Genomic DNA, 17309 nt, shown 5'->3' with positions numbered 1-17309 from the left:
TCATTTTGGGTCCGTATGGACCAAACGTCAATGACTCGCGCTGAAGTGTGGCGAATCCGTCGTGACGGTTTCGTAACCCGGCGTTAGCCATTGACTTTAGTCCATATGGATCATATCTTAGTCCGTATGGACAAAACCGACAGGACGGTGACGGAGAACGTCCTCCGCCAAATGTCCGTCGCTGGCGTGAATCTCGACGACCTAGCCACTGCCGTGAGCTTAACGCCCCGAGCACTCACCCGTCGCCTGACCGTGGGCTCCTTCAAGGTGAGGGAACTCGGTCTGATCGCCCACGCCCTCGACTGCCGCACCGCTGAGTTGCTGGCGAGCAATGAGGGGGCGGCGGCATGACTCCCCGCCTTTACACCACGGCCGAAGCTGCTGAGCGTCTTCAACGCTCGGAGGACTGGTACGTCAAGCAGTTGCGAGCTCGTAAGCTGCCCGGCCGCAAGGCGGGCCGGTTCTGGCGGGTTTCCGACGACGACATTCAGGCCGCGATCGACTCGATGGCCGTACCGGTGATCACACCAGAGGCGGACCCGTCCGGGCTCAGTTCGCGCAGCCGGCGCCGCCTCCAGGCTGGAGGTGCCCGATGAGTGCCGACCTGATGGCGCGCGGCGGCTCCCCGTTCGACGCGATACGTCGCACTCGGCCTAACGGTACTGAGTATTGGCTGGCCCGCGACCTGTGCAAGCTCGTCGAGTACGAGACGTGGCGGAACTTCGTCGCCGCCATCGACCGCGCCAAGATCGCCATCGCGAACCAGAATCTTGATCTGACCAGCCACGTTGCCGACGCCAGCAAGCTGGTCGAGCGGCCACAGGGCGGCAGCGTTCAGAGCGAGGACTACGAACTGTCGCGGTTCGGTGCGTACATGGTGCTCATGAACGGCGACCCTCGCAAACCGAAAATCGCTGCGGCGCAACAGTATTTCGCGATCCGCACCCGTGAGGCCGAGGCCGTCTCAATCGATCCCCGCCGCCAGGCGGAGCTTGTGACAAAGGCCGACCTCGCCCGCATGGTGCTGGAGATCGAAGAGGAGAAGGTGGTTCTGGCCGCCGCGCTCGAATCCGCCGCGCCCGCGATCGCCTACCACGATCGGTACGTCGCCAACGGTGACGCCGTCACGGTGAAGGTGTGGGGCGCACAGTTCGGGCTGACTCAGCCGGAAGCGTTCGCGCTGCTGCTGGAGAAGAAGCTGATCTATCGGGTGTCGATCGGTGAGCGCTGGTCGGAGTCCGAGCAGCGCAAGGTCACAGAGTACGAGTACCGGGCGTATGCGAAGTTCATCGACTGGTTCGATCCGCGGCCGCAGCACAACGCCCCCCGATTCCACAACGGGCAGGTGCGCACGACGTTGTATGTGCGCCAGCAGTTCGCGTTGCAGATCGCCGGCCGGTGCGGGCTGCCGATGCAGCTGCGTCTCGACGGTGGTGATGCAGCGTGATCGGCAGATTCCTGTACCGCGTGCGGATCGTCGAGTATCCCGAAGGCGCACTCATCGCGGACGAGAGGGATCCACGTTGCGGTGAGCCGGACCCGGATTGGGAGCCGCAAGGTTGGGATCCAGACGAGTACTGGACTGACACCCATGGTCGCGGATCGACGGAGTTCTTCTGGCCGACCACCTACAAGGAATGGCGATCTCGGGGGCCAGCGGTCAAGCGCAAGAACCTGATCGAGTCCTTCGGCGCGCGATGCATCATCCAGCGCTCGGCCGCGATCGAATGGCCAGAGGACGGCGAGGAGAAGGTGCCGACGGAGGCGCAGGTCTCCGCCGCGTACTTCCGTAGAACGCAAGAACTGAAGCGGAACCGGCGGGCGGTCAAGTCATGACCACCCTGCTGATCATCCTCGCTGCGTTGGTTGCGAACCTCCCCTTGGCGATCCTCGTCGCGAAGGCCATCCACAAGGAGCAGCCTCGCTCCACGAACTCCCTCGGCGCGGCAACCCCTCATCACCCCGCCGCCGAGGGAACCGGGGCGCGTCCTGCGAGCGAGAGCGGCGGCATATCCCCCTGTGCCGTGCCCCCGCAGGACGCGTCCCGACCTAACCCGCATTACCGGCCAGACCCGGACTCCGTCACGTTCCAAGCGATGCGCGCCGACCAGATGCGGTTTATGGCCGAGCAGGTCGAGGCGACCACATACGACAACGAGGTGCAGCCATGACGAACGTAACCAGTCGGGTCCTCACCAGCACCGTCTACGAGTGGATCGTGCCGACTGAGCAGTTCAACTACGCGGTCGTGGGTGAGATCCGCGATGCGATCGCCATGGCAGCAAGCAGGCATGTCGAGCTCACCGGGGATCCGAAGAAGCCTGACTATGACGACTGGCTGAAGGTCACCGTCCGCGATTACGACATCGTGTTCTGGTTCGAGTGGCGGGAGCCGCAGCGATGAGCCACGACATCGCCGATGACTTCGCGGAGTTCTTCGCCGAGTCCGCTGCGGCGGCCGACGCCAGCTTGACGGCGGACATCCACGCGCAGATCGAGGCGAGCTCCCTCGGCACCCCGCAGGCTCGCGCACTGCGTGAGTCGGTACCGGTGGAGGTCGGCGCGGAGATCGTGCGCCGCGCCAACGCGCAGCGGGAGCGCGACCAGCTGGTGGACCTGCTGTACACGAACCCGTGGCGATCATGGCCGCGCACCGCGCATAACGAGCACATCTACCACGGCTCCTGTGCGCTCTGCCTGTTGGACCTGAAGGCGATCGCGGACCTGATCCTCGCAAATGGCTGGCGGCGCAACACCCCCGAAACCCCCTCGTCGCAGGTCGATCGAACCGACCCCTGCGGTGAGGTCACATCCCCCGGACCGCTACGTGCTGGCGATGCCCGCGGTCCGGGGGGTGCTCCAAACGTCCCCTGAACAGAGGACTGGCCGCCGGGTGGGAGCCCGACGGCCGACAGATCCATCAACACACGAGAAGCGAGTTTACCCGAATGGCCACAACCCTGCCCACGCCCGGCACCGCAAGACCGATGTCCGGCGTCGCATACAACGAGGACAACGAGACGATCCCACTGGCCGCCTGCTACGAGCTGACCCCGCCCCTGCGCCACGACGGACGCACAGACCGGTACGCGATGGTGACCCTCGGTGGCATCTGGGGATGCGACGCCCTGTGCCGTCTCCTCGGCTCCGGCCACCTCCTCTCCAAACGTCACGGCACCCCCGCCCAGGACCTGGCGCTGCTCGGATACGAGGCGCAGTCATGACCGACCTGATCCTCGAGCGCCGCGACCAGCCCGCGCTGAATGCTGGCAATGCTGCCGTCCACATCACCCCGCCGATCGACGAGAACTACTGGGCGTATCGCGTCCGCCTCGGCGAGCACCAGGCGATCGTCGGCTTTCGAAAGTTCTGGACCCTCGGCATCGGCTTCGCCGTCGAACAGGACTGGAACCGCAACCTGCCGTTCAGCGCTGACACCGATGACATCCTCCGGCACATCCTGTTCAACAAGGGGGACGCGTCCATCTCCGATGACGATGTGCGCGCCGCCATCGTCCTGGTGCAGGACGCGATTCGCGCCGACCTCGGCGAGGTGCAGTCATGAGCATCGTGGAATACCAGGACAACCTGGATGACCTGCTGCGCTACGTAGCGGCACTGCTCACCTATCCAGCCGGCAGCCCTGAGTGGGAGATCGGCAGGACGTTCGCGCTGATCGCCGATCAGGACCGGTGGCGGTATCTGCAATCCCTGCTCGAAGACAACCCGGCCGAGTCGCGGCCGTGGCAGATCGGCTGGGACCTGCGGGCCATCGTGCTCGGCTGGCCGGAAGCCGGTGCCGCATGAAGCACCTGTGGGAATACGACCACCCGTACAAGTGTCACGAGGGCAACTACCTGTACGCCCCCTACCTGCACGAAGCCGACGGCATCGTCGTGCACGAGGAGGTGCCGTCCTGGGCTGCGTTCAAGGCCGACGACAACAGCTTCTACGCCGCCGACCGGGACTACAACCTGCTGTACCGATGGGACTGGACGGCATGGCACCTTGAGTTCCCGCAGTTCTACCCCGACGAGCAGGGCCGCACCGAGCATCACGAGCTGAAGCTCTATTTCATGTTGCAGCGCAAGGCGTTCTGCCGGTCGCTGTATGTGAACGTTACCGAAGCGGACGAGCCCGAGGTGCGGGCGTGGCTGACCGAGTGCGCGGAGACCGTCCGCGCTCTGTGGGAGCCGATCCTGCTCGCCGAGGTGACGCCATGACCCGCCACCTGCATCTGCCGCACCCGCACATCGCGGACCGGTTCATCGAGTCGTTCGGTGAGGGCTGGTTCTCGCGGATGTTCCATCACGAGACCGGCCCGGTGATCGTGGCGGACGGCCACGACTGGGAGCCCTACCGCTGGGGTGACGGCCCGGGCTACGCCGAGTGCACGGATGGTGCGCCATGACGGGCTCCGCCTATCGGACCACCGCTGTCCCGCACACCGAACACAACACCTTCGACGGCCACGCTGCCGTGTATGCGGTGTACCCGCCGGCCATCCACCTGCACGGCGTGACGAACTACGTGCTGGTTCACGCGAGCAGTCACGACGTCGGGGTGTACCCGTGCGACGAGACCGGGCTGCTGCTGTCGTGGCATCTGCTGGCCTGCATGGTCGGCACCGACCACACGCGGGTGCTGCGGGAAGCGGGCTGGGAACGCGAGGAGGTCCGCCATGCGGCGTGAGCCGTTCTTCCATTTCTTCGAGCGCACAACACATCACCCGTCGCACATGCACACCGGTGCCGTGATCTGCGCGTGCATCGACTGTGGTCGCCGTGACCCGGTGGCTACCTATCCGTCTCGAATGGAGGCAGGCAACGATGGCAACTGAGCTGACCGAGCGCACGGTAATCGAAAAGGCTGCGCTGGAACACAATTGGGTGATAGACCGGGTAGGCCTCGCGACGCTGTTTACTCAGGACGATCGACAGTTTGCGCTGTCCTGGTCGGCGGATGATGGCCGCGTCAGGGCGGTCGACCCCCGCCCGTGGATGCCTGCCCCGACCTCGTATCTCGTCGAGTGGATCCTCGAGATCCTGCGGGCCGATCCGGCGGAGGCGCCAGCATGATGGACACCCCCCGTACTGAATTCGGCAGCGGGACGGACGATCTCGTCGTCCGAGCGCAGCAGCACATCGCCGCCGACGAAGCCCACATCGCTGCCCTACGGGCCATCGCCCGCAAGGCCGACCGGTTGATGCTGGACCGCGACAAGAAGCTGGCCGACCTCGGTGTGGAGCTGGCGAACATCACCGGCCCCGCCTTGGCCACCCTCGGTCCGGAGGTGCGGTCATGACCCGGCAATGGCTCGGCGTACTTACCGGCGGGGTCTCTCTGGCCGGCGTGGCGGCCGCGGGGTTCGTGCTCGGCGCGATCGTGTGGACCGCGCTCGCCGACATCTACCCGTTCGAGACCGAACCCGAAGACGACGAGCCTGACGACACCGCTGCGTGGGACCGCGGCCACGACGAGTACGTGGATCGGCAGGTGGGTTTGTAATGGGGCGCACCCGTGTATTCACCGACGACCAGGCCATCGAGATCGTCCGCCTACACGCGATGGGCAAGGACATGGCCTACATCGTCGCGCGGTACGGGCACAAGTCCACGGTCCGCGAAATCCTCATGGGCCAGTCATATCTGGACATCACGCACACGAAGAAGAAGCCGTGCCACTGCCCGTCGTGTCGGGTGCGGGCTCGCTGTGACGCGAACCTCGACATCGCCGACGCGGCCGTGGTCGACGTGGCGTGCGTGATGTGCCCGACCGACCCGGTCATCGTGACCCGCCGATCGACGCTGGTCCAGCAATCCCACGGCCAGGTGTTGTGCGACAAGCACGACGGGAGGCGGCAATGACCGGCTTCAACGTGAACAAGGTGGCCTTCGATTCGGAGGTCACCGCGGGATGGCAAGGCCGCGGAGCGTGTCGCCAGCATGACCCCGACATGTGGTTCGCGCCGGCGTTGGCGCCGGACGCCAAGAGGATCTGTCAGGGCTGCCCGGTGTGGCGGTTGTGCGGGGCTGAGGCCGATGACGCCGACGAACGGATCGGGATTCGCGCGGGGTTCGACATGTCGCGGCGAGCGGAACGTACGAGGCTGCGGATTGCGCTGGGCCGGGTGTCACCGAAGGCGGAGTACTTGGAGTTCACCTGCGGCGACTGCGGCGGAGTCTTCATCACGCGCCGGGGTTATCGGATCTGCCCGACCTGCCGCGGGTTGGTGGACGCCGGACCGGTACGCGATCACATCCTGGCGCTCAACGCCGCGGACATCCCGCGCACACAGATCGCGGCACAGGTGGGCATGTCCAAGCACTCCATGTGGCACCTGTTCACCGGCAAGAAGGGCGAGCTGCCGCTGCACGTGTCCAAGGAAATCGCAGACCGGATCTGTGCGATTCCTGTTCCTGCCCGGGTGGCGTCGTGACCAAGCCGATCCGCGAGGACGAGCCGTGGCGGCGCACGTGGCGCGACGGAGATTCGGTGCTGACGGTCACCCACGACTACGGCGGCCGGGTGTTCATCGCTGTCGATGACGTCAAGAAGGACGGGTTCGCCGCGTCGTTCGGCCGCACCGCGGGGGAGGAGATCGCCGCATTCATCAGGGAGGGATTTTGACCAGCGACGTCTGCCAGCACTGCGACCTCGACCGCCAGATCTGCTCGTGCCGGCCCGCGCCCCCGACCGAACGACAGCACCTGTTTCCGACCGACCCGGCGCACTACTGGCGTGACCAGTACGACCCGCGCGATGACAAGGAGTTACGGCGATGAGCGGCATCTACCTGGATCACTGCGTCGAGGTGCTGGCGCAGGATGCCGACCGCGACCAGTGGCTTCGTGTGCGACGGCAAGGCATCGGCGGGTCGGACTGTTCCGCGGTGATGGGCATGTCGAGCTACGCCAGCCCGTACACGGTGTGGGAGGACAAGACCGGCCGGGCGTCCGCGGTGGACGAATCCGAGGCGATGCGGTGGGGCAACCTGCTCGAGCCGGTCATCCGCGAAGAGGCGATGAACCGGCTCGGCCTGACCTTCGGCCTGCTGGGCACGCTGCGGTCGCTCGAAAGGCCATGGCAGCAAGCCAATCTCGACGGCTGGGCATCTGACAACGCGGTGATCGAGTGCAAGAACACCGGGTCGTGGATGGCACCGGACTGGGACGGGCAAGTCCCCGACCACGCCGAGTTGCAGTGCCAGCACAACATGGCGGTCACCGGCGCAACGCATGCGTGGGTCGCCGGGCTGGTCGGCGGGAACAGGTTACGGATCGCCCGCGTCGACCGAGACCCCGAACTGATCGAGGCGATCAACGCCGAAGAGGACCAGCTCTGGCACGAGCACATCCTCACCGATACCCCGCCCCCAGCTGATCCGTCGACCGCGACGCTCGCCGCGTTGCGGCGGCGCTGGCCGGTCGAGGACCGAGCGGTCGAGCTGACCGACCCCGACCTGATCGCCCAAGCCTATGACCTGGCGGCGGAGTGGAAAGCCGGCCAACGGCAAGAAGCAGCCGGGCATGCGATGAAGCGCCGCGCCGAGAGCGCGTCCCGGCTGCTGATGCAGGGCGCAAACCGGTTGACCGTCGACAACCAGACCGTCGCCCAAATCATCGGCGGCACATGGGCACCCAAGAAATTCGAAGAAGCCGAACCCGACGCCGCCGCGCACTACCGCAAGAAGGTCGACGTCATCGACTCGGCGGCGCTTCGCGCCGAGGACCCCGAGCTGTGGCGCAAGTACCAGAGCCAGGTGTTCAAGGCATACCCCCTGACCAGAAACGAAGGATGATCATGGGTCGAGACCTCGCAGCCCGCACCCGTCAGAACGCCGCCCAGCGCGGCACCCGGCCCAACAGCGAAGGGCAAGTCGAACAGAACGACGACGCCGTCACCACGATGGCGCACTTCATCAACGGATTGCGCGGCCAGATGGCGCGCGCCCTGCCCAAGCACATGGATGCCGACCGCATGGCCCGCCACGCCATGACGGTGCTGCGCCGCAACACCAAGCTCGCCGGCTGCTCGACGGAGTCGTTCGCTGGCGCGCTGCTCACCGCGGCGGCCCTCGGGCTGGAGCCCGGCGTCAACGACGAGTGCTACCTCGTCCCGTACAAGATGTGGGACAAGGAACAGCGCCGCGGGTGGGTCGAGTGCCAGCTCATCATCGGATACCAGGGCTACAGCAAGCAGTTCTATCAGCACCCCCTCGCCTTGGACCTCACCGCGCACGCCGTCTATGAGGCCGACGAATTCGATTGGCAGTACGGCACCAGCGCCTTCCTGCACCACAAGCCTTCCCGCCAGTCCGACCGTGGTGAGGTCATCGACTACTACGCGTTGGCAAGGCTCACCAGCGGCGCGACACCGTTCGTCGTCCTCTCACCCGACGAGGTCAAGGTGCTGCGCCGCGGCAAGGTCGGCTCGTCCGGTGATATCCCCGACCCGCAACGCTGGATGGAACGGAAAGGGCTCGCGGTCGATACCCCGATTCCAACGCCCAACGGGTGGGCGACCATGGGCGAACTCGTCGAAGGTCAGATGGTCATCGACATGGACGGCCGTCCGGTGCGCGTTCGAGAGACCAGCCCTGTCAAGAACATTGGCTGCTACCGAGTGACGTTCGGCAACGGCCAGTCCATCGTGTGCGACGAGGAGCACTACTGGCTCGCTCGTGTCGGCTGGAAGCGGGGACGCACACGCTGGGACACCTTGCAGATCTGCGAACTGTTCGATGCCAAGCAGGCCGGCAAGCCGGTGACGATGCCCGTGGTGGCACCGCTGGATTTGCCACCGAGCGCGCTCCCCGTTGATCCGTGGACGCTTGGGTTCTGGCTCGGTGACGGCTCGACCGGCGCGGCCAGGGTCACGGTCCATGTCAGTGAGGTGGAGGAAGTGAGCGCTGGCATCGAGCGGGGGGGATACGTGGTCGGTCAGGTGCGGCTTGATCCGCGAAACGGTGCGGCCAACATAGGAATTCGCAGCAACCTTTCGAAGGCCCTCGCCGAACTCGGAGTGCTCGGGCACAAGCACGTACCAGGCACCTATCTACGCGCCTCTTCTGAACAGCGGCTGGCGATACTGCGGGGGTTGATGGACGCAGATGGCTGCATCGATGCACCGCGCGGTCGCGTCTATTTCACGAATACCAACGAGCACTTGGCCGATGCCGTCGCCGAGCTGGCCCGAAGCCTGGGCGAGCAAGTCAGCCGAAACGTCCAGATCAAGAAGGGATTCGGGAAGACCGCCAAGGCGTACATCGTGATGTGGCAGCCGACAGTTTGCCCATTCACCCTGACGAAGAAGGCGAACAGGTTCCGCAGCAGAACCATCGCCAACTACCGAACCGTCAAGAACATCGAGCGCATCGCTTCTGTGCCCACACGGTGCATCGGCGTCGACTCACCCACCCGGACATATCTCGCTGGCTGGGACATGGTGCCGACTCACAACACCGCGGTGCGTCAGCTGGCGAAGCTGCTGCCCAAGTCGACCGGGTTCATCGCGGCCGTTGACGCCGACGAGCGCGACGGCAGCGATCTGTTGCGCGAACGTGTCGCCGAACGCAGCAACGCCGAGGTCATCGACCTCGCGCCGTCGGATTTCAGCGAGACACAACCCGATAGCGAGCCACCCGCCGAGCATGCCCCTGACACCGCGGCGGCGACCTCATGAGCGGCGACTTGGACGAGGCATTCAACCTCGCTGATATCGCCCGCAACCTCCGGCGCCTGGAGGCCACCGGCGGCCGCGCCGCGTTGGAGCTGAAGAGGCTTCGCGTGGAGCAGGCCGACGCGCGTAAGGCGTTGCGCGAGGCCCGTGCCCACGCGCGGGCCGCCGCACCGCGGAGCTCCGACAAGGCTCGAGCGGAATGGGTCGACGACCAAACCAACGAAGACCAGTACAAGGCGGAGCTGGCCGAGATCGAGGTGAAGTACGGCGCCGACATGGTCGAGGAGCGTCGCTCGGAGCGGTCATCGTTGCAGACCAGGGCGAAGCTGGCCATCGAGGCGATGCGCTTGGCCGGCTACGGCGGTGATGGCGCGTGAGTAGCCATCGGGAGGCGGCTCAGTCCGCGCTGAACGCCCGTGACTTCGCCGCGGCGAATGTCCACGCCCTGCTTTATCTCGCAGACGAGCAACGGATGGCGAACCTGATCGCCGCCCGAAAAACCGGCGTACCGCTCACTGGATACCAGCAGCAGGACATCGAGGCTTTCGTTCGCGGCCAACTCGATCGAATCGAGGCCGGTCGATGAGTGTGAATCCCCCACTGCGGGAAGTACTTCGTCACACACGCCGATCGTGGCCGAAGCAGCAGCCGCGCCGGCTGAAGGTGAAGGCACCCGGCAAGTCCCGGACCCTGCGTCTCATCGGGATCAGGTCCGGTGGCCGATGTGAAAGATGCGGCGGCCCAGGCAATTCCACTCACCACCTGCGGAACCAAGGTCAGGGCGGAACATGGTCTCCCGATAACTGTGTCCGGCTCTGCGGCGACGGCACGACGAAATGCCATGGCTGGGCGACCACCCACCCCGACGAGGCATGGGGAGAGGGCTTCCATCTGCGGCCGTGGGAGATTCCCGGGATGCGGCCGATCCGTTCCGCGCTGCACGGCGTGGTGCTGCTCGCCGAGGACGGCAGCGTCCAGCCGGTCGGGGGTGACGCGTGAGCGCGCCGACCCGGACCGCAACGCATCGGCCCGCCGCTCGGCGGCGCCGGTTCCGGCACGACGAACTGATCGCTGTCGATCTGTTCAGCGGGTTCGGTGGCCTCACCCGCGGCATCGAGGTGGCCGGCTTCACCACGATCATGGCCGCGAACCACAACACCTACAAGGTCGAGGTGCACGAAGCCAACCACCCGGATGCCGAGCATTGGATCGCCGACCTCGTCGACCCGGACTCCTCCGACTACCACTCGGCGCGCGACCTCCCCGCCGCCGATCTGCTCGTCGCGGGTGTCAGCTGCGTGAACCACTCGCAGGCCAACACGAAAAAGGCGTACCGGCAAGGGCTTTCACTGTTCGACCTGGATGACCCCGACTTCGATGAGCGCGTCACCCGGTCCGAACGCGACCGCGCGACCGCCAACTGTGTGCTGCACTACGCCGCCCAGCATCACCCCCGGCTGATCCTGGTCGAATGCACCACCGAGCTGGCGTCGTGGGGGCCCGCGCTCCCCGGCAGGACGAAGGTCGGTGATGGGTCTACGTATCGGTGGTGGCTGCGGCAATTCGAGAATGAGGGCTACCGATACAAGGTCCTGTACCTGAACTCCCAGTTCTTCGGTGTGCCGCAGTCCCGCAACCGGCTCTATATCGCCATGTGGGATCGGCGTCTCCCGGTCCCAGACCTGGAGCATCGCCCGGTCTCGTGGTGCGCCTACTGCGAGCAGCCGGTCGAGGCGGTGTGGACGTGGCGCACGGGCGTCCCGCCGAGCGGGTCGGTGAACTACGGCCGCCAATACGACTACCGGTGCCCGCGGTGCCGCCGCGAGGTCGTGCCACCGATGAGCCCGTCGCTGCATGCGTTGGACCTCACCAGTCTTGGCGCTCGCATCGGGGACCGATCGAAGCCGCTGAAGCCGGCGACGATGGCACGGATCGAACGGTGTCGGCAGCGGTTCGCTGAATTCCCTGCGATCCTCATGCCCGCCAAGGGTGTGCACGGGAGCGAGCGTCATCCCTGGCAGCCGTTAGCTACGCAAACCAGCCAGCAGGAGACGGCTCTGCTCTCGGCGGGAGCGGTGTTCGCCGCGCATCGGCACAACGGTGACGGCAAGCACTTCAGCCAGCCCATGGACACGGTCACCTCGACACACGAACTGGCCATGCTGTTCGCCGCGGTCAACAACTACCAGGGCGGCCCCCGCAGCGTCGGCGAGCCGCTGCCGACGTCGGTCGCGTCGGAGACGCTGAGCTTGATGGCCGGTGTTGTTCCGTTCCGCCGGAACACGACTCCGACCGTCAGCTGCGAACCGATGCCGACTGTGACATCCGATCAGATACCAGGACTTCTCACTGCCGAGTGGGCTGCGGCGCTGGCCGAGCTGGCGGTGGAGGACTGCCACTTCCGGATGCTGGGTCCGCACGAGGTAGGCCGCGGGTGCGGTTTCGACACCACCTTCCCAGACCAGCCCGGCGAGTTCGTGGTGTGGGGATCGGCAAGGGATCAATGCGACGGCTTCGGCAACGCGGTATCTCCCGCTGTTGGCGCGTGGATCGGGGCGCGTCTGCGCGCTGTCCTGCACGCCGAGTCGCCTGCCTCTATCGAAGGAGCCGCTTCATGACCATCGACGTCTTCTGGCTTCCGGGAACAGGATTCAGCACCGGACCTGACGGGATCAGCTCGACGTTCGGCGCCGCGTTGGATCCGGATCGGTTCCGGTTCGTCCCACTGCGATACCCCGCCGCGTACGGCACGACGATGTCCTACGCGGCCAGCGTCGCCGCTGGCCGACGAGTGCTGCTCGATGCCGTCGAAGATGGCGAGAACGATGTGATCATCGGCGGCTACAGCCAGGGCGCGGGAATAGCCGGCGACGTAGCTGCCGAGATCTGGCGAAGCTGGCCCACCGACCCCATCGTCGGGTGCGCTCTGATCGCGGACCCCCTCCTTCCCCGCGGCGCCGGAATCCCTGATGCGCCGATGGCATCCGGGTATGGGATCGCGGGGGAGCGACCTATCGACGGCATGTTCGCCAACCGGGCCACGCCGGTGTGGTGGGTCGCGGCCGAGGGCGACCCGATCTCGTCCCTGCCCGAAGGCAACCCGCTGCGGTCGATCGCCGACCTGACCACCTTCATGTCCCTCGCCTCGCCGGGCGATGCCCAACGGTGGGGTGCAGACCTGCTGGAGCGGGCTGTGCGTGGCCGGTGGCAACGCTGGTGGTCGATCGAGAACTGGCGCACCTGGACCGGTGCTGTTGCGTATGCCCGCGGGTATCTCGTCGACGGCCAGCACACATCGGCCTACCTCGACCGTGGGTTGGCCGCGGAGCTTGCGCACGCGGTCAATGAGGCGGTGCGCTGATGGGCCTTCCGTGGATACGCCTCGACACCAGCACTTTTGACCATCCGAAGATGCTCGATTTGATGGATGACAAGCAGTACCGGGCGATCGTCGTGCACCTCGCGGGCATGGCCTATAGCGGCAAGCACGGCCTCGATGGCTACATCCCCAAGGCTGCTCTGCGGGTCATCGGAGGGACAGCCGCAGACGTCAAACGGCTTGTCGCCGCTGACCTCTGGGACGAGCACGATGGCGGGGGCTGGGATGTGCACGGCTGGAAGGACTACCAGTTCTCCAGCGATGAGCACGAAGCGCGAAGACAGCGGCTAAGCGAGCGCGGGCGTAAGGGCGCTGACGCGTTGTGGGCCAAGCGAAACGGGACGGATTAAGCAATGCATCAAGCATCCAACAAGCAGCTGCCTGAAGCACTGCCTGATTCGGCGATGCCTAAATGGCACGGACGGACGGACGGAACTTACGTAAGACGTTTCTCACCCTGGGAGCGAATCTCACGTTTCGTATCGCGTGCCCGAGCAGGCATGGATTCTCGCGGCGTTGGGTCATCGGCGGGCCAGTCATGAGGCCACCGTTCCCGTACTACGGCGGGAAGATGTCCGTGGCCACGGCGGTCGTGAATCTGCTGCCGCCGCATCAGCACTACGTCGAGCCGTTCGCTGGCTCGCTCTCGGTGCTGCTCGCCAAACCGATCGCGAAGTTCGAGACGGTCAACGACCTGCATCACGAACTGATGGTGTTCTGGAAGGTGCTGCGCGACAGCCCCACCGACCTCGCCCGCGTCTGTGCATTGACCCCGCACTCACGTGCTGAGTACGCCGCGGCGGGCGACCTCGAAGCAGGCAACGATCTCGAGGTGGCGCGGCGGGTATGGGCGCGGCTGACACAGTCACGAAGCGGGTTGCTCGGCAAGAAGACCGGTTGGCGGTTCTACATCGACCCCGCGGGGAGCAGCTCGTCGATGCCGGACTACCTCGCCGGATACGTGGCGCGGTTCGCGGCCGCCGCCGAGCGACTGCGTGGAGTGAGCCTGGAATGCAGGCCGGCGCTCGAGGTGATCGACGCATATGGCCGGTTCCCCGAGGTGTGCCTGTACGTGGACCCGCCGTATCTCGGGACGACACGCAACGGCACCAACTACGCGCACGAGATGCCGTCCGCCGCCGAGCACGAGCAGCTGCTCGAAGCGCTGCTCCGGGCACGCGCCTCGGTGGTGCTGTCGGGCTACGCCTCCGACCTGTACGACGACGCCCTTCCTGGGTGGTCACGGGTGGAGATCGCCGCCTTCAACGGCAACGCCACTCTCGGCGCCCGCACTGAGGTGGTGTGGTCCAACCGCGAGATCAGGTCGGACCCCACGTTGGACCTTGGCTTCGGGGCGGTGGCAGACCATGCCTGATCGCTACGGCGAACACGATCCGCCGAAGTGCCGTGACCCACGCTGCCGCCGGGGCTGGCTCGGTACCGACGACGAGCAGCGCCCCATCCCATGCCCTGCCTGCAAACCACATCTGGCGATAACCCGGTCCGATGTCCACGACTACGCCGAGCGGGAACCGTCCGCCCGAGCACGAGCAGCAATCGAAAGAGAGAACCGAAAGTGACTGTCCCCCTGGTATTCCTGGATACGGAAACCGATGGCGTCCATCCCGACCGCAAGGCATGGGAAGTGGCGATGGTGCGCCGCGACGAGCACGGCCAACGCGAAACCCAGTTCTTCGTCGATATCGACCTGACGACTGCCGACCCATTCGGCCTGAAAATCGGGCGTTTCTACGATCGCCATCCACTCGGCCGTCAGGTTTCCGCCGCCAGCGGCAACGACTCAGCGGCAGGCGAGGCTTGGGAGGAGGCGGACTGGCGTGCCCGCGTGCTGCCGAAGAATCAGGCCGCGATGCGTATCGCCCGCTGGACCCACGGTGCCCAGATCGTTGGCGCGGTCCCGAACTTCGATACCGAGACCCTTGCCGCGATGCTGCGCCGCCATGGTCTGTGCCCGTCATGGCATCACCGGCTCCGCTGCGTCGAGTCGTTGTCGGCAGGACACTTCGGCCGCGAGGTCGGCGGGTTGTCCGACTGCGCCGCCGCGTTCGAGATCGAGCATCCCGCTGCACACACAGCGATGGGCGATGCGCTCACCGCCATGGCCATCTGGGATCGGGTGATGACGCCACGCGGCGAGGCCACCGAGAGTGACCTCGAGCGTGAGTCGGCTGAGGCGATGGTGTCGGAATGACCCTGTCACCCAATGACATCGACACGGCCGCCCATGAGGTGATCGCCGCCAAGCTCGCTCGCGGTGTCTCCCATGTCGAGGTGGAGATGATCCTGAACGGTCAACCGGGCCGGGTGGGCTTGACGGTGGCAGAGCTCGGCGTGGTGCGGGATCGGGTGCACGCCATGTTCGCGGCGTACATCGAGGCGATCACCCCGGAGGCCGTGGCATGACGCAAACAACCCGTCGTGTCCACGACTACCTGTCGACGTACTGCTGGCATGAGCGGCACGGCGACTGCCGACTGGAGTGCAAGACCTGTAAGCACCCCTGCCGCTGCGAATGTCACTCACCCCAGCAACGACCCAAGACGCCACCCATTGACGCCGCCACGGGCCAGCCAGACGGGCGCATGGGCGGCCCTGTGCCGCACGCGAACCAGCCCGCAGGGTGGTATCGGACGATGGACCGAGGATTCGCCGTCGGCCACTTCGGATTCCCGGCACTGCCCCGCCGCGGTGAACGGCACACCGCCAGCGACCGCAGCGTGTGGGAGTTCGCGCTCACCGGAACGGATTGGTGGGAGCTGGCCCAACATCCGCCCACGGAGCAGCCAGCGGTCAGCAATGGGCAGCGTGCGGCACTCGTCCACGCACTCATGGGTCAGGTTTGGGATTCGACACGTGATGGGCTCGAGCTCGACACCCTCGCGGTCACGCACGGCATCCTGCGCAACACCGAGCTGCTCGACGCGATCGTCGCCTACCGGACACCTCGATACCGCCGCCTGATCGCCAGGCTGTGGGAGTCCCGCCGTCACTGGCAGACGCTGCACAACGACCCGTGGCGGCACTACACGGTCACCGAGATCGCGCGTACACCCCAGACGATGGCGGCCGAGATGGTGTCAGCCGACCCGGATCATTTCCGCGCCGGACGCGACAGCGAGGGATGTATCCGGTTGAGGGGCGGCCAAGGCCTGGCCGTTGCCAGCCGGAACGTCGGTCGCGCTGAGGTCGAACGCTGGTTCATCCAAGCGACCCGCCCCTACTTCGCAGCCCAGTACCTGGCTGTTCTCCAGCTGTTCGACCGCGAGGCTGCCGACATCACCGAGGAGCCCACCGAATGAGCGAACTGAACGCAATGCTGGGTGACCTGCCGATCCATGCGTGTGTACTCCCTGACGCCATAGACCGGGCGCGTGGCGATCTCGTCGAGTGCTCGTGTGGCTGTCGGTGGGTGCGTGGCTCGATCGGCTGGCGGCTCGCAGAGAAGGCGAGGCCCACCGAATGAGCAACGATCCCGACCGTATCCAGCAAACCGTGGAACGGATGTCCAAGCGCGTCGACCCCGAGGCGATCGCGCGGAGCCAACCGGCCGGCCCGGAGTTCGGGGCCGACAAAGCGGCGATGCTCGCCGCGCTGGAGACCTTCGACCCGAAGGGGCAGGAGCGATGAGCGACATCCGCGACGAGATCGCTGAGGTCCTGTACAAGCGTGGTGCTTACTGCGGGGACTGCGACTACGAGACGCGACGCTGCCGAGAATGCGACCGGGTCCTCGAAGGCTATGCGGACGCCATCCTCGCCGAGTTCCTGGTCATCCCCCATTCCGACCTCCTCGGTACCCGCTACGGCTGTGAGTGGACTCATGAGGGGCAGTTGCGCCGCGACCACGCCCACAGTGAGGGGCGGGCGGTGGCGCTGGCGTTGGAGATGCGAGCCCAGCAACGCAAGAAGGGGCAGCCGGTGACCGCTGTCCCGGTGTCGGCGCCGATCCCGCCATGGACCGAACTCCCACTCCCCGGGGCGCGGTGCCCGTCGATAGAGATCAACGGCGCTCATGCCTGGCAGGCCGATGTCGATACCCCGCCCGGTGTTGTCGGGTGCGCGGTGTGCCCGGCCACGACGACGTGGCCACTCCCCGAGGACGGCGACCAGTGACCCGCGACTGGGTGAGCAACACCAACCATGACTGGGTGATGAGGTGCGACCAAGACGGCTGCACCACCCAGTCCGAGCCCTTCCCGAGAACGCAGCCGCCGCTGGAGTTGTTCCAG

The 17309-nt window shown here is 66.1% G+C and carries 32 protein-coding genes; all 32 read left to right on the top strand.

Going from position 1 to position 17309, the window contains the following annotated elements; all coding sequences use genetic code 11:
• The first annotated feature begins 126 nt into the window (after window positions 1-126).
• The 32 genes from AB0M22_RS09425 to AB0M22_RS09270 all read left to right on the top strand — a co-directional run bounded on the left by AB0M22_RS09425 (window position 127) and on the right by AB0M22_RS09270 (window position 17193).
• A complete protein-coding gene (locus AB0M22_RS09425) occupies window positions 127-351 on the top strand; it encodes a hypothetical protein (RefSeq protein WP_364722987.1) in 225 nt (74 codons plus the stop codon).
• Window positions 348-596 carry a helix-turn-helix domain-containing protein gene (locus AB0M22_RS09420; protein ID WP_364722985.1) on the top strand — a complete coding sequence of 83 codons (249 nt, stop codon included), beginning with the start codon at window positions 348-350 and terminating at the stop codon, window positions 594-596. The genes AB0M22_RS09425 and AB0M22_RS09420 overlap by 4 nt, the downstream gene beginning before the upstream one ends.
• Window positions 597-607: 11 nt before the next feature.
• A complete protein-coding gene (locus AB0M22_RS09415; protein WP_364722983.1) occupies window positions 608-1447 on the top strand; it encodes a phage antirepressor KilAC domain-containing protein in 840 nt (279 codons plus the stop codon).
• Between the two features lie 20 nt (window positions 1448-1467).
• On the top strand, window positions 1468-1836 hold the full coding sequence (locus AB0M22_RS09410) for a hypothetical protein (protein WP_364722981.1): 369 nt from the start codon (window positions 1468-1470) through the stop codon (window positions 1834-1836).
• A complete protein-coding gene (locus tag AB0M22_RS09405; RefSeq protein WP_364722980.1) occupies window positions 1833-2171 on the top strand; it encodes a hypothetical protein in 339 nt (112 codons plus the stop codon). Before AB0M22_RS09410 ends, AB0M22_RS09405 begins: the two co-directional genes overlap by 4 nt.
• Complete coding sequence (locus AB0M22_RS09400; RefSeq protein ID WP_364722978.1) at window positions 2168-2404, top strand: hypothetical protein; 237 nt, start codon at window positions 2168-2170, stop codon at window positions 2402-2404. Before AB0M22_RS09405 ends, AB0M22_RS09400 begins: the two co-directional genes overlap by 4 nt.
• A complete protein-coding gene (locus AB0M22_RS09395) occupies window positions 2401-2874 on the top strand; it encodes a hypothetical protein (protein WP_364722976.1) in 474 nt (157 codons plus the stop codon). Before AB0M22_RS09400 ends, AB0M22_RS09395 begins: the two co-directional genes overlap by 4 nt.
• 74 nt (window positions 2875-2948) lie before the next feature.
• Window positions 2949-3224: a hypothetical protein gene (locus AB0M22_RS09390; RefSeq protein ID WP_364722974.1), complete on the top strand. Its 276-nt coding sequence runs from the start codon at window positions 2949-2951 to the stop codon at window positions 3222-3224.
• Window positions 3221-3565 (top strand): hypothetical protein, encoded by a 345-nt coding sequence (locus AB0M22_RS09385; protein WP_364722972.1) that lies wholly within the window; start codon window positions 3221-3223, stop codon window positions 3563-3565. The genes AB0M22_RS09390 and AB0M22_RS09385 overlap by 4 nt, the downstream gene beginning before the upstream one ends.
• Complete coding sequence (locus AB0M22_RS09380) at window positions 3562-3807, top strand: hypothetical protein (RefSeq protein WP_364722970.1); 246 nt, start codon at window positions 3562-3564, stop codon at window positions 3805-3807. Before AB0M22_RS09385 ends, AB0M22_RS09380 begins: the two co-directional genes overlap by 4 nt.
• Window positions 3804-4223 (top strand): hypothetical protein, encoded by a 420-nt coding sequence (locus tag AB0M22_RS09375; protein WP_364722968.1) that lies wholly within the window; start codon window positions 3804-3806, stop codon window positions 4221-4223. Before AB0M22_RS09380 ends, AB0M22_RS09375 begins: the two co-directional genes overlap by 4 nt.
• A complete protein-coding gene (locus AB0M22_RS09370; protein ID WP_364722966.1) occupies window positions 4220-4411 on the top strand; it encodes a hypothetical protein in 192 nt (63 codons plus the stop codon). The genes AB0M22_RS09375 and AB0M22_RS09370 overlap by 4 nt, the downstream gene beginning before the upstream one ends.
• Window positions 4408-4692: a hypothetical protein gene (locus AB0M22_RS09365; RefSeq protein ID WP_364722964.1), complete on the top strand. Its 285-nt coding sequence runs from the start codon at window positions 4408-4410 to the stop codon at window positions 4690-4692. Before AB0M22_RS09370 ends, AB0M22_RS09365 begins: the two co-directional genes overlap by 4 nt.
• 137 nt (window positions 4693-4829) lie before the next feature.
• Window positions 4830-5078 (top strand): hypothetical protein, encoded by a 249-nt coding sequence (locus AB0M22_RS09360; protein ID WP_364722962.1) that lies wholly within the window; start codon window positions 4830-4832, stop codon window positions 5076-5078.
• A complete protein-coding gene (locus AB0M22_RS09355; RefSeq protein ID WP_364722960.1) occupies window positions 5075-5305 on the top strand; it encodes a hypothetical protein in 231 nt (76 codons plus the stop codon). Before AB0M22_RS09360 ends, AB0M22_RS09355 begins: the two co-directional genes overlap by 4 nt.
• On the top strand, window positions 5302-5508 hold the full coding sequence (locus tag AB0M22_RS09350; RefSeq protein ID WP_364722958.1) for a hypothetical protein: 207 nt from the start codon (window positions 5302-5304) through the stop codon (window positions 5506-5508). The genes AB0M22_RS09355 and AB0M22_RS09350 overlap by 4 nt, the downstream gene beginning before the upstream one ends.
• Window positions 5508-5867 carry a hypothetical protein gene (locus tag AB0M22_RS09345; protein WP_364722956.1) on the top strand — a complete coding sequence of 120 codons (360 nt, stop codon included), beginning with the start codon at window positions 5508-5510 and terminating at the stop codon, window positions 5865-5867. Before AB0M22_RS09350 ends, AB0M22_RS09345 begins: the two co-directional genes overlap by 1 nt.
• A complete protein-coding gene (locus AB0M22_RS09340; RefSeq protein WP_364722954.1) occupies window positions 5864-6439 on the top strand; it encodes a WhiB family transcriptional regulator in 576 nt (191 codons plus the stop codon). The genes AB0M22_RS09345 and AB0M22_RS09340 overlap by 4 nt, the downstream gene beginning before the upstream one ends.
• Window positions 6436-6630: a hypothetical protein gene (locus AB0M22_RS09335; protein ID WP_364722952.1), complete on the top strand. Its 195-nt coding sequence runs from the start codon at window positions 6436-6438 to the stop codon at window positions 6628-6630. The genes AB0M22_RS09340 and AB0M22_RS09335 overlap by 4 nt, the downstream gene beginning before the upstream one ends.
• Before the next feature lie 151 nt (window positions 6631-6781).
• Window positions 6782-7801, top strand: a complete 1020-nt coding sequence (locus AB0M22_RS09330; RefSeq protein WP_364722950.1) for a lambda-exonuclease family protein — start codon at window positions 6782-6784, stop codon at window positions 7799-7801.
• Window positions 7741-9684, top strand: coding sequence for a recombinase RecT (locus tag AB0M22_RS09325; protein WP_364722948.1), 1944 nt, complete (start codon window positions 7741-7743; stop codon window positions 9682-9684). The genes AB0M22_RS09330 and AB0M22_RS09325 overlap by 61 nt, the downstream gene beginning before the upstream one ends.
• Window positions 9681-10058 carry a hypothetical protein gene (locus AB0M22_RS09320; RefSeq protein WP_364722946.1) on the top strand — a complete coding sequence of 126 codons (378 nt, stop codon included), beginning with the start codon at window positions 9681-9683 and terminating at the stop codon, window positions 10056-10058. Before AB0M22_RS09325 ends, AB0M22_RS09320 begins: the two co-directional genes overlap by 4 nt.
• Window positions 10055-10267, top strand: coding sequence for a hypothetical protein (locus AB0M22_RS09315; protein ID WP_364722944.1), 213 nt, complete (start codon window positions 10055-10057; stop codon window positions 10265-10267). Before AB0M22_RS09320 ends, AB0M22_RS09315 begins: the two co-directional genes overlap by 4 nt.
• Before the next feature lie 409 nt (window positions 10268-10676).
• Window positions 10677-12299, top strand: coding sequence for a DNA cytosine methyltransferase (locus tag AB0M22_RS09310; protein WP_364722942.1), 1623 nt, complete (start codon window positions 10677-10679; stop codon window positions 12297-12299).
• Window positions 12296-13042 (top strand): PE-PPE domain-containing protein, encoded by a 747-nt coding sequence (locus AB0M22_RS09305; protein ID WP_364722940.1) that lies wholly within the window; start codon window positions 12296-12298, stop codon window positions 13040-13042. Before AB0M22_RS09310 ends, AB0M22_RS09305 begins: the two co-directional genes overlap by 4 nt.
• A complete protein-coding gene (locus AB0M22_RS09300) occupies window positions 13042-13410 on the top strand; it encodes a hypothetical protein (protein WP_364722938.1) in 369 nt (122 codons plus the stop codon). Before AB0M22_RS09305 ends, AB0M22_RS09300 begins: the two co-directional genes overlap by 1 nt.
• 188 nt (window positions 13411-13598) lie before the next feature.
• Window positions 13599-14435 (top strand): DNA adenine methylase, encoded by an 837-nt coding sequence (locus tag AB0M22_RS09295; RefSeq protein WP_364722936.1) that lies wholly within the window; start codon window positions 13599-13601, stop codon window positions 14433-14435.
• A 201-nt stretch (window positions 14436-14636) separates the two neighbouring features.
• A complete protein-coding gene (locus tag AB0M22_RS09290) occupies window positions 14637-15272 on the top strand; it encodes a 3'-5' exoribonuclease (RefSeq protein ID WP_364722934.1) in 636 nt (211 codons plus the stop codon).
• The gene (locus AB0M22_RS09285) at window positions 15269-15484 is read left to right on the top strand and encodes a hypothetical protein (protein ID WP_364722932.1); all 216 of its coding nucleotides are present in this window, start codon (window positions 15269-15271) and stop codon (window positions 15482-15484) included. The genes AB0M22_RS09290 and AB0M22_RS09285 overlap by 4 nt, the downstream gene beginning before the upstream one ends.
• A 230-nt stretch (window positions 15485-15714) precedes the next feature.
• Window positions 15715-16380, top strand: a complete 666-nt coding sequence (locus tag AB0M22_RS09280; RefSeq protein ID WP_364722930.1) for a hypothetical protein — start codon at window positions 15715-15717, stop codon at window positions 16378-16380.
• Between the two features lie 160 nt (window positions 16381-16540).
• A complete protein-coding gene (locus AB0M22_RS09275; RefSeq protein WP_364722928.1) occupies window positions 16541-16708 on the top strand; it encodes a hypothetical protein in 168 nt (55 codons plus the stop codon).
• Entirely contained in the window at window positions 16705-17193 is a 489-nt protein-coding gene (locus AB0M22_RS09270) for a hypothetical protein (RefSeq protein ID WP_364722926.1), read from the top strand. The genes AB0M22_RS09275 and AB0M22_RS09270 overlap by 4 nt, the downstream gene beginning before the upstream one ends.
• Window positions 17194-17309 lie beyond the last annotated feature (116 nt).

The organism is Nocardia sp. NPDC051756 (genome assembly GCF_040681495.1).
In the GTDB taxonomy this organism is placed as follows: Bacteria; Actinomycetota; Actinomycetes; order Mycobacteriales; family Mycobacteriaceae; genus Nocardia.
This window is presented reverse-complemented; position numbering and strand designations above follow the sequence as displayed.